Here is a 9,813-nt window from a genome sequence, read left to right on the forward strand (position 1 = left end):
TCGCCATCTCACGGGCGATGCACACCGCCTACATCGTCTACTCGCCGGGACTGCTGGACGACCTTCCGCGCACGCCGGAGGGAGTGGCTCGCCTCAGCGGATTCGCGCGCTTGGTCGGGGCCGTGCCCGCCGAGACGGAAAGAGCGATGGATGCTGCTTCGGCGGTTCCCGCGATGAGCGCGGTGGTTCCCAGCGGCGATACCCCCGTCGGCTAGGATCCGGCCGAGGCCCGCTCGCGCCTCGGACCTCGGGAGTACATCATGCCGGTCATCGATAGTGCCATCTATGTCGACGGGGTGCGGGTCGAGAGCCCGAAGTCGCTCGAGGAGGCGTACCGGCTCCGCCAAGAGCTCCACGGGTTCGCGTGGATCGGTCTATACCGACCCACCGCTGAGGAGTGGGACTCGGTCTCGCGGGAGTTCGACCTCCACCCGCTCGCGGTCGAGGATGGCTCGACGGGTCACCAACGCGCGAAGGTGGAGCGCTACGACCGCACCCTGTTCGTCGTGTTGCGCCCGGCTCGCTACGACGACGCTCGGGAACGAGTGGAGTTCGGCGAGGTCCACCTCTTCGTCGGTCACGGCTTTGTGATCAGCATCCGTCTCGCGGAGTCTCCCGACCTCGCGGCGGTGCGACAGCGGCTCGAGAGCACACCCGAGCTGTTGCGGCTCGGTTCCGAGGCGGTTCTCTATGCGGTACTCGACCGGGTGGTCGACGACTATGAGCCGGTCATCGGGGGCATCGAGAATGACATCGACGAGATCGAAGATCAGCTCTTCGGCGACGCCAATGACGAGTTCCTCTCGCGGCGGATTTACGAGCTGTATGGTGAGGCCGCTGCGTTCGGCCGGGCGGTCCACCCGCTGATCGGCATGATCGAGCGCCTGCGGCGGGGATACGAGAAGTTCGACGTCGATCTGGAACTGCGCCGCCATATGCGGGACGTCCTCGATAACGTCACCCGCGTGAGCGAGCGGGTCCAGGCATCCCAGGCTCTGCTTGACAAGGCGCTGACCGTTCACTCGGCGCTGGTCGCGCGCCACCACACCGAAGTGTCGATGCGTCAAGACGAGCAGGTCAAGAAGATCTCGGGATGGGCGGCGATCATCTTCGCGCCCAGCCTCATCGCCGGAATCTACGGGATGAACTTCGATTACATGCCCGAGCTTCACTGGCCGTGGGGGTATCCCATGGCGATCGGGATGATGCTCGCGTTCGCCGGCGGGCTGTACGCGATCTTCCGCTCGCGCAAGTGGCTCTAGCGCCCAGCCGGTGGGAGCGACCGGGTCCGCGGCCCGTCAGACCGTGCCGTACAGGCGGTCGCCGGCGTCGCCGAGGCCTGGCACGATATAGCCGCGCTCGTTGAGACGCTCGTCCATGGCGCCGAGCACCAGGGTCACATCGCGCCCGGCGACCTGCTTCTCGATCGCGGCCACTCCCTCGGGGGCGCCGAGCAGGCAGATCGCGGTGACGTCTTGTGCCCCGCGGTCGAAGAGGAAGTCGATTGCCATGCCGAGCGAGCCGCCGGTCGCCAGCATCGGATCGAGCACGAAGCACTGCCGGTCGCTGAGGTCCGCGGGCAGGCGCTCGGCGTAGGTCGTGGGCTCGAGGGTCTCTTCGTTGCGCACCATACCGAGGAAGCCGACCTCGGCGGTGGGGAGGAGCTTCACCATCCCATCGAGCATTCCGAGGCCCGCGCGCAGGATCGGAACGACGATCGGGCGCGGCTCGCTGATCTTCACGCCGGTCGTTTCGGTCACGGGCGTGCGGATGGTGATCTCGGACACCCGGACGTTGCGGGTCGCCTCGTAGGCAAGAAGGGTCACGAGTTCCTCGGTCAATTGCCGGAAGACCGGCGACGGCGTGCGCTCGTCCCGGAGGACGGTGAGCTTGTGCGTGATGAGCGGGTGATCGGCGACGTGCAAGCGCATACGCCTCAGAGTAGTCCTAGGCTCGTGGCGTGACCCACGCCGACACTGACCTCTCGGCGATGGGTCGCGCGCTCGAGTTGGCGCGCGATGCCGGAGGAGCCGGCGAGGTTCCGGTCGGCGCCGTCGTTCTCGATGAGACCGGTGCGGTCATCGGGGAGGGCCGCAACCGACGCGAGGCGACGACCGATCCGACAGCGCATGCCGAGGTCGTCGCGATGCGGGCGGCAGCCCAGACGCGGGGCTCCTGGAATCTGGAGGGGTGCACCCTGGTCGTGACGCTCGAGCCGTGTCTCATGTGCGCCGGCGCCCTGCTCCAGGCGCACGTTTCCCGACTGGTCTTCGGCGCGTGGGACGACAAGGCGGGAGCTGCCGGATCGCTCTACGACGTCGTGCGGGATCGTCGGCTCCCGGTTCGCGCCGAAGTGATCGCGGGAGTGGAGGCGGATGCCGCGGCATCCGTGCTGCGCGACTTCTTCGCCGCCCGCCGCGACGCCTGATCGCGGAAGCCGCTAGCGGGGCAGGCGGGGGAGGATGTCGGACCCGAGCTCTTCGAGCTGGTCGAGGTCGGTCAGATCAACCTGCTGGAAGTAGATCCGGGTCGCGCCCAGCGCAGCCAGTCGCTCGACCTTCGGGATGATCTCCTCTGCACCGCCGAAGAACATCGCCTCACCCTCGTCGCCGGTGCGCTCCCGGCCGATTGCGGCCAGACGCCGGTCGAGAGTGGCGTCGTCGCGGCCGACCACGGTGGGCAGCGCGACCGAGAGCTTGAGTGAACCCGGGTCCCGCCCGGCGTCGACGCACGCCTGCAGCACGCGTTCGAACGCGTCGGCAACTTTGTCCTCGGGTTGGAAGCCGATGTTGAACTCTGTGGCGAACCGTGCCGCCAGCGCGGGGGTGCGCGTGCGTCCGCCGCCGCCGATGATGACGGGAACCTGCGGTTGCGCGGGTTTGGGCAGCGCCGGTGACTTGGTCAGTCGGTAGACAGTGCCTTCGTGGTCGAAGGTCTGACCTTCGGGGGTTGCCCAGAGGCCGGTGATCACCTCGAGTTGCTCTTCGAACAGGTCGAATCGCCTCGCGGGGAACGGGATGCCGTAGGCCTCGTGCTCTTGCTCGAACCACCCCGTCCCGAGGCCGAGTTCGGCGCGGCCCTCCGACATCTCGTCGACCTGCGCCACCTGAATGGCCAGGATCCCGGGATGACGGAAGGTCACCGGCGAGACGAGTGTGCCCAGGCGCACCCGCTCGGTTTCCCGCGCGAGCCCGGCAAGGGTTGTCCAGGCATCCGTCGGACCGGGGAGCGGGTCACCGGCACCCATGGCGAGGTAGTGGTCCGAGCGGAACCAGCCGTCGAACCCGAGGCGTTCCGTTGCCTGGGCGCTGGCCAGTTGCTGCGCGTACGAGAACCCCTGCTGTGGCTCGGTGAAGACGCAATACTCCATGGCTGCCTTTCTAGCGCCGGGCGTCGGTGCCCTCGGATGCCGATCTCCCGGCCACCCCGGCATCCGTGACCGGTTCCGTTGGGGCGTGGTAGATGTCGGGTTCAAGGTAGATCACCCGGGCGATGGGAACGACCTCGCGGACCCGTGCCTCGATGGCGTCGATGTCGGCGGCTACCTCGCCCAGGGTCTTGTCCGACGTGAAGCCGAGCTTGCCGGCGACCATCAGTTCGTCGGGTCCGAGATACAGCGTCTTCAGATGGATGACGCGCTCGATTTCGTCGCCGCCCTCGATCGCGGCCACGATGCGGTCTCGATCCGCGCGGGTTGCACCCTCGCCGACGAGCAGGCTCTTGGTCTCGATGCCGAGCGTGACGGCAACCAGAACCAGCAATGAGCCGATCAGGAGAGTGCCGATCGCGTCGTAGACCGGGTCACCCGTCAGCCACGACATCCCGACGCCGAAGAGGGCGAAGACGAGGCCGGTCAGCGCCGCGACATCCTCGAGCAGCACGACCGGCAGCTCCGGCGCCTTCGCATGGCGGACGAACGCTACCCAGGACTGGTTCTTCGGACGCACGAGGTTGCTCTCGTGAATAGCCGTGCGCAGTGAGAACGACTCGAGCCCGATGGCGATGAGCAGGACGATGATGGGTACCCACACGTTCTCGAGTTCGTGGGGATGCGTGAGCTTGTCGATGCCCTCGTAGATCGAGAACAGCCCGCCCACCGAGAACAGGATGATCGAGACGACGAACGCGTACACGTAGCGCTCGCGGCCGTACCCGAACGGATGCTCCGCGTCGGCTGCACGCCGTGACTTGCGCCCGCCCAGCAGGAGCAGCAGCTGATTCCCGGAATCGGCGAGGGAGTGGATGGCCTCGGCGAGCATCGACGCGGATCCGGAAACGAACCACGCGACGAACTTCGACAGCGCGATCCCCCTGTTTGCGAGGAACGCCGCAATGATGGCGCGATTACCGCCCGATGCACTCATGAGCGGGAGTCTAGGCCCGTCGCGTGTCGGGCTCGTGCCGCTCAGTCAGCCGAGCGCAGGATGATCGTCTCGGTCGCGGGGAGCGAGGTCGGCGGCTGCCCGATGTAGCCGATGACTTGCAGCAGCGCGTGGCGGAACTCCACCGGGCTCTCGAGGTGCGGTGAGTGACCAACACCCTCCAGGCTCAGCTCTTCGACGTGCCCGCCGGCCGCAGCGTAGGCCTCAAGCACATCACGGGTCTGCGACACCATCTGCTGGGCCGGTGCGACATCCTCTCCGGGCCACCCGGGGATGATGCCGAGAGCGCCGAGGTGGTTGAGGTCATAGAACGATGCGTCAGACACGATCGCGTCAGCCGTACCGTGCACCCAGAGGATTGGCGGCTTGGGTTCGATCTCGACGATCGACGCGGTGTTGAAGTACTTCGGTGCCATCGTGTTGAGAACGCCCACGGTCCCGGCAGCAAAACCAGGCCAGTTCTCGCTCGGCACGCCGTCGCCGGGGTAGTTGCCGGATGCCGTGGATGTCGTGAGCATCGAGGCCACCCAGATGTCTTCGTTCTCGCTGCTGTAGCCGGGGGCCACGTAGCCGGAGCGGAAGACGCTGCGGGGTGAGGTCTGAGCCTCGTCGCTCGTGTCGCCGGCGGTGAGTCGCTCGACGAAGTCGGGGTTGCCGCCGCCGCCGCCGGTGCCGGCATCGTCGTCGGTCAGGCGGCTTCCATCGCGGCGCGTGCCGCCGAAGCCGTACGGCGAGACCGGGGCCTGCAGCGTCAGGCTGAGGACGGGGTGATCGATGGCGTACTGCATGACGACGCCGCCGCCCATCGACCAACCCACGAAGTGTGCGGTGGGGATGCCGAGAGCCTCCATCGTCGCGAACACGTCGTCACTGAAGTCGCGCACTCCCCGGGTTGCGTCCACCGGCAGGTTCTCGGTTCCCCCGAAGCCCCGCAGATCGATCGCGATGACGCGAAGATCGGACGGCAGATCCTGCATGATCTCCTGCCAGAACAGCGCAGACGAGACGTTCCCGTGCACGAACACGACAGTGCGGTCGGCGGGTGTCGTCGGGTCATCCTCGGCGCGTTCCAGGATGTTCACGGTGAGCCGAGAAGTCTCGATCGTGCGGGAGACAATGCCGTCGAAAAGGGTCATAGCGGATCCTTGGTTCTCGAGTGTTCTGGAGTGACCCAGGCCGGGGACGCGTGCGTTGCGCCGACTCCTCCGACGATAGCCCGCCCTTGCTGTGAGAAGGGAGACGCCGAGCGTGAAAATTGGCAGAACGTCCGCGCCTAGGATGACGCCATGGCATCCTCTGCACCGTCCTTCGTCGTCGCCGTCCTCGGAGCAGGTTCGATGGGGGGTGCGATCGCGCGCGGGGTCGCCGCATCCGGCACAGCCGATGTCATTGCGACCAACCGATCGCGGCAGAAAGCCGCCCTCCTCGCCGACCTCCCGGGTATCCGCAGCTATGCGCTCGAGGAGTACCCGGAGCGCAACCGGATCTCGGCTGCCGAGGCCGACGTGATTCTCGTCGGCGTCAAGCCCGCGATGGTCCCTGAGCTGCTGCGTGAGATTGCTCCGTCGCTGCGTCCGGGAGCGATCGTCGTGAGCCTGGCCGCTGGCGTGACGACGGCGACGTACGAAGCGTTGCTGCCCGAGAGCGTCGCCGTGCTGCGATCCATGCCGAACACACCTGCCCTGGTCAGCCGCGCCGTCACGGGGCTTGCGGCAGGCTCCCGGGCGAGCGAGGCCGACCGCGCGAGAGTGCGCGGCCTGTTCGAAACCGTCGGGGTCGTCGTCGAGGTCGACGAGGAGCAGATCGACGCCCTGGGTACGATCTCGGGATCGGGACCTGCCTACGTCTACCTCCTCATCGAAGAGCTGGCCCGGGCAGCCGAGGGCAAAGGCTTCTCGCCTGAGCAGGCAAGGCTGCTCGTCGAGCAGACCTTCATCGGTGCGGGCGCGCTGCTGGAGGCATCCGGGGAGGACCCGAGAGAGTTGCGCCGGCAGGTAACCAGCCCGAAGGGCACCACCGAGCGGGCGATCGCGGTGCTTCAGGATGCCGATCTGAGCGCGCTTTTCGGGCGTGCAACGGATGCCGCACTCGCCCGCTCGCGCGAGCTCGCTGCCGGCTCCTGACCGAACGTCCCGCGCGAGAGGTCGCGACACGCCACGGGACACCGGCGTATGCTTCTCGTTCGTGACTTCCCGCGCGGCGTTGACATCGTCGACGCGACGAGGCTGGTGGCGACCCCACCCGGCCCAGGTGATCGTGTTCGGCTTCGCCGGCGCTGTTCTCGCCGGTACCGTGCTGCTTCTTCTCCCGATCTCAGCGGCGGACGACCGCAGCACAAGCGTCGTGGACGCGCTGTTCACGGCGACATCGGCGGTGTGCGTCACGGGCCTGACGGTTCTGGACACGGCGACGCACTGGAGTGGTTTCGGGCTCGTCGTCATCATGCTGCTGATTCAGCTGGGTGGCCTCGGGATCATGATCTTCGCGTCCCTCGTCGGTCTGCTGATCGCCCGACGGTTCAGCGTACGGGCCCGCATGACGGCAGCCGCCGAGGCGGGAGCACTGTCAACCCGCGATGTGAAGGGTCTCGTCCGTGGCATCGTGCTCATGTCGCTGGCGATCGAGGCTGTCGTCTTCGTCTTCCTTTTTCCGCGGTTCTTCTTTCACTACGGCTACGGCGTTGGCGAGGCAGCGTGGCACGCCCTGTTCCACTCGGTGTCGTCGTTCAACAACGCGGGGTTCGCGCTCTACAGCGACAACCTCATTCCCTTCGCCGCTGACCCCTTCATCGTGCTGCCGATCTGTGGTGCGGTCATCCTCGGCGGGATCGGATTCCCCGTCCTGCTCCAACTGCGCAAGGAGTTTCGCAAGCCCTTGCACTGGAGCATGAACACCCGCATCATGCTGTGGGGCACTGCCGTGCTGCTGGTCGCCGGAACGGTGTACATCACGGTTCTCGAATGGTCGAACGAGGGCACATTCGGCAGCTACCCGCCCGCCGATCGGGTGTTGATGGGTTTCTTCCACTCGGTTCAGACTCGCACCGCCGGTTTCAACTCCGTCGATATCGGTCAGATGCACGACGAGACCTGGCTCGGCATGGACGTTCTGATGTTCATCGGTGGAGGACCCGCCGGCACGGCGGGTGGAATCAAGGTCACGACCTTCGCCGTGCTGTTCTTCATCATGTGGACGGAGCTGCGTGGCGAGGCAGCGGTCAACGTCTTCGGCAAGCGCCTGTCTCGCGCGGTGCACCGGCAGGCGATCACCGTCGTTCTCGTCGCGCTCGGCGCCGTGATGGTTGCCACCATCACGCTCATGATCATGACCGGGCGCGGCCTCGACGAGATTCTCTTCGAGGTGATCTCCGCGTTCGCTACCGTCGGCTTGAGCACCGGCATCACTGCTGATCTGCCACCAGGCGGCGATATCGTCCTCGTTGTTCTTATGTTCCTCGGCCGCCTCGGTCCGCTCACCCTCGGATCGGCTCTCGCACTGCGCGAGCGCCGCATCCTGTATGAACTTCCCAAGGAAAGGCCCGCCATTGGTTAGGTTCGCCCTCTTCGCCGACTCCTCCCGGCGCATCGCCGAGGCAGATTCCGTTGCCGTGATCGGGCTCGGGCGCTTCGGCAGCGCCTTAGCTCTGGAGCTGATGGCGGCGGGCACGGAGGTCCTGGGCATTGACACCGACGAAGACCTCGTCCAGTCGCACAACGGTGAACTCACGCAGGTCGTGCGCGCCGACGCGACCAAAGAGGAGGTGCTGCGTCAGCTCGCCGTCGATGAGTTCGACCGTGTCGTCATCGCGATCGGCCAGGACCTCAAGGCATCCATCCTCACGGCATCCCTGCTCATTCAGTTGAAAGTGCCGGTGATCTGGGCCAAGGCCGTCGACGACCAGCACGGCCGAATCCTCGAGCAACTCGGTGTGCATCGCGTGATCTACCCCGAAAAGGACATGGGGCGGCGGGTCGCCCACCTGGTTCGAGGCGCGGCCAAGGACTATCTCGAGATCGAGCCGGGGTACTCGCTGGCCAAGATCACGACTCCCGATCTGATCGTCGGGACGCCCCTGGGTCAAACCACGCTTCGCCGCAAGCACGGCGTCACGGTGACCGCCTTCAAGCACGCCGAGGAGACGTGGATGAACGCCGACAACGAGACCGTCCTCGCTCACGGCGACAGCATTCTGATCGTCGGCCCCACGGATCGCGTCGAGGCCTTCGCCCAGCTTCGCTGACTCGCGTGCGGGAGCGAACGCGAAGGCGAGGGTTTAGCGGTCGAGGGCGGCGAAGCGCTCGATGTCGCTGTTGGTGCCGGACACGATGATGAGGTCGTGGTTGGTCACCACCGTGTTTGCTTCCGCGTAGCGGAAGGGCTTCCCGGGGCTCTTGACCCCCACGACAGTGACGTTGTACTTCGAGCGAACGCCCGATTCGTTCAGTCCCACGCCGCGGATGAACTTCGGCGGGTACATCTTGGCGAGCACGAAATCGTCGTCGAAACGGATGAAGTCCAGCATCCGTCCGCTCACGAGGTGTGCGACGCGCTCGCCGGCTTCGCGCTCAGGGTAGATGACGTGGTTGGCGCCGACGCGGGCGAGGATCTTTCCGTGCGACTGCGACACCGCCTTCGCCCAGATCTGCGGCACCTTCAGGTCCACGAGGTTGGCGGTGATGAGCACTGACGCCTCGATCGAGGACCCGACAGCAACGACGGCGACCTGGAATTCCTGGGCACCGATCTGCTTGAGGGCATCGATGTTGCGGGCATCTGCCTGCACCGTGTGTGTGACCCGCTCCGACCACTTCTGGACGAGCTCGAGACTCTCGTCGATCGCGAGGACTTCGCGCTCGAGACGGTCGAGTTCACCGGCGCAGGCGGCGCCGAATCGTCCGAGTCCGATGACGAGGACGGGGGAGTCGCTTCGGATGCGCTCAACCAACGATGGGCCTTTCCACGGGCAGCGAATACAGCTGCGAACGGGATGTCGCGGCCACGGCCGCGGCGAGTGTCACTGTACCAACGCGTCCCATGACGATCGTCACGGCGAGGACGTATTTCGCCGAGTCCGGCAGGGTCTCGGTCAACCCGGTCGACAGGCCGACCGTGGCAAAGCCCGAGATGACATCGAAGAGCACCGAGGCGACATCCGCCTTCGTGATCTGCAGAATGATGACCGTCGAGACGGCGACGATCGTCGATCCCCAGGCGAGCACCGAGAGCGCCACCCGCAGGACATCGCTCGGGATGCGGCGGCGGAACACCTGCGTGGAGTTGCGTCCCTTTGCCTCTGACCAGACAGCGAGGGCGATGACAGCCAGTGTGGTCACCTTGATGCCGCCGGCCGTGGAGGCCGAACCGCCGCCGACGAACATGAGCATCATCGCGACGATCTGGCTTGATCCGTTCAGCTCCGACATGTTGAGGA

Annotated in this window: 12 protein-coding genes; 6 read left to right on the forward strand and 6 right to left on the reverse strand. The window is 66.3% G+C overall.

Annotation, left to right across the window (positions count from 1 at the left end):
• Together Q1V87_RS06580 and Q1V87_RS06585 are read left to right on the forward strand one after the other, a co-directional pair.
• Window positions 1-215, forward strand: a 215-nt coding sequence (locus Q1V87_RS06580) for a hypothetical protein (protein WP_300591379.1), incomplete at its 5' end; no start/stop codon positions are given.
• A gap of 45 nt (window positions 216-260) precedes the next feature.
• A complete protein-coding gene (locus Q1V87_RS06585; protein WP_300591380.1) occupies window positions 261-1,262 on the forward strand; it encodes a magnesium and cobalt transport protein CorA in 1,002 nt (333 codons plus the stop codon).
• Window positions 1,263-1,298: 36 nt separating this feature from the next.
• Here Q1V87_RS06585 and upp read toward each other — a convergent pair whose 3' ends face one another.
• Window positions 1,299-1,931 carry a uracil phosphoribosyltransferase gene (upp, locus tag Q1V87_RS06590; protein ID WP_300591381.1) on the reverse strand — a complete coding sequence of 211 codons (633 nt, stop codon included), beginning with the start codon at window positions 1,929-1,931 and terminating at the stop codon, window positions 1,299-1,301.
• A 59-nt stretch (window positions 1,932-1,990) separates the two neighbouring features.
• On the opposite strand from upp, the gene Q1V87_RS06595 reads away from it, so the two are divergent.
• On the forward strand, window positions 1,991-2,428 hold the full coding sequence (locus Q1V87_RS06595; protein ID WP_300591389.1) for a nucleoside deaminase: 438 nt from the start codon (window positions 1,991-1,993) through the stop codon (window positions 2,426-2,428).
• Window positions 2,429-2,440: 12 nt separating this feature from the next.
• Here Q1V87_RS06595 and Q1V87_RS06600 read toward each other — a convergent pair whose 3' ends face one another.
• Genes Q1V87_RS06600 through Q1V87_RS06610 form a run of 3 tightly spaced genes read right to left on the reverse strand, consistent with a single transcriptional unit; the run spans window position 2,441 to window position 5,518 of the window.
• The gene (locus tag Q1V87_RS06600; RefSeq protein WP_300591382.1) at window positions 2,441-3,370 is read right to left on the reverse strand and encodes an LLM class F420-dependent oxidoreductase; all 930 of its coding nucleotides are present in this window, start codon (window positions 3,368-3,370) and stop codon (window positions 2,441-2,443) included.
• A 10-nt stretch (window positions 3,371-3,380) separates the two neighbouring features.
• Entirely contained in the window at window positions 3,381-4,364 is a 984-nt protein-coding gene (locus tag Q1V87_RS06605; RefSeq protein ID WP_300591383.1) for a cation diffusion facilitator family transporter, read from the reverse strand.
• A gap of 41 nt (window positions 4,365-4,405) precedes the next feature.
• Window positions 4,406-5,518: an alpha/beta hydrolase gene (locus tag Q1V87_RS06610; protein ID WP_300591384.1), complete on the reverse strand. Its 1,113-nt coding sequence runs from the start codon at window positions 5,516-5,518 to the stop codon at window positions 4,406-4,408.
• A 150-nt stretch (window positions 5,519-5,668) separates the two neighbouring features.
• Between Q1V87_RS06610 and proC the strand changes: the two genes are divergently transcribed.
• The 3 genes from proC to Q1V87_RS06625 all read left to right on the forward strand — a co-directional run bounded on the left by proC (window position 5,669) and on the right by Q1V87_RS06625 (window position 8,622).
• Window positions 5,669-6,505 carry a pyrroline-5-carboxylate reductase gene (proC, locus tag Q1V87_RS06615; protein WP_300591385.1) on the forward strand — a complete coding sequence of 279 codons (837 nt, stop codon included), beginning with the start codon at window positions 5,669-5,671 and terminating at the stop codon, window positions 6,503-6,505.
• A 61-nt stretch (window positions 6,506-6,566) separates the two neighbouring features.
• On the forward strand, window positions 6,567-7,934 hold the full coding sequence (locus Q1V87_RS06620) for a potassium transporter TrkG (protein WP_300591386.1): 1,368 nt from the start codon (window positions 6,567-6,569) through the stop codon (window positions 7,932-7,934).
• The gene (locus Q1V87_RS06625) at window positions 7,927-8,622 is read left to right on the forward strand and encodes a TrkA family potassium uptake protein (protein ID WP_300591387.1); all 696 of its coding nucleotides are present in this window, start codon (window positions 7,927-7,929) and stop codon (window positions 8,620-8,622) included. Before Q1V87_RS06620 ends, Q1V87_RS06625 begins: the two co-directional genes overlap by 8 nt.
• Before the next feature lie 33 nt (window positions 8,623-8,655).
• Here Q1V87_RS06625 and Q1V87_RS06630 read toward each other — a convergent pair whose 3' ends face one another.
• Together Q1V87_RS06630 and Q1V87_RS06635 are read right to left on the reverse strand one after the other, a co-directional pair.
• On the reverse strand, window positions 8,656-9,327 hold the full coding sequence (locus Q1V87_RS06630) for a TrkA family potassium uptake protein (protein ID WP_195692296.1): 672 nt from the start codon (window positions 9,325-9,327) through the stop codon (window positions 8,656-8,658).
• The coding region (locus Q1V87_RS06635; RefSeq protein WP_300591388.1) for a potassium transporter TrkG at window positions 9,320-9,813 on the reverse strand (494 nt) is incomplete at its 5' end. The genes Q1V87_RS06630 and Q1V87_RS06635, both read right to left, overlap by 8 nt.

The sequence above is a fragment of the Microbacterium sp. genome (assembly GCF_030149085.1).
GTDB lineage: Bacteria > Actinomycetota > Actinomycetes > Actinomycetales > Microbacteriaceae > Microbacterium.

Coding starts and splice junctions, on each gene's coding strand:
- proC (WP_300591385.1), top strand. CDS start 5,669: ATGGCATCCTCTGCACCGTCCTTCGTCGTCGCCGTCCTCGGAGCAGGT.
- Q1V87_RS06595 (WP_300591389.1), top strand. CDS start 1,991: ATGGGTCGCGCGCTCGAGTTGGCGCGCGATGCCGGAGGAGCCGGCGAG.
- Q1V87_RS06600 (WP_300591382.1), bottom strand. CDS start 3,370: ATGGAGTATTGCGTCTTCACCGAGCCACAGCAGGGGTTCTCGTACGCG.
- upp (WP_300591381.1), bottom strand. CDS start 1,931: ATGCGCTTGCACGTCGCCGATCACCCGCTCATCACGCACAAGCTCACC.
- Q1V87_RS06585 (WP_300591380.1), top strand. CDS start 261: ATGCCGGTCATCGATAGTGCCATCTATGTCGACGGGGTGCGGGTCGAG.
- Q1V87_RS06605 (WP_300591383.1), bottom strand. CDS start 4,364: ATGAGTGCATCGGGCGGTAATCGCGCCATCATTGCGGCGTTCCTCGCA.
- Q1V87_RS06610 (WP_300591384.1), bottom strand. CDS start 5,518: ATGACCCTTTTCGACGGCATTGTCTCCCGCACGATCGAGACTTCTCGG.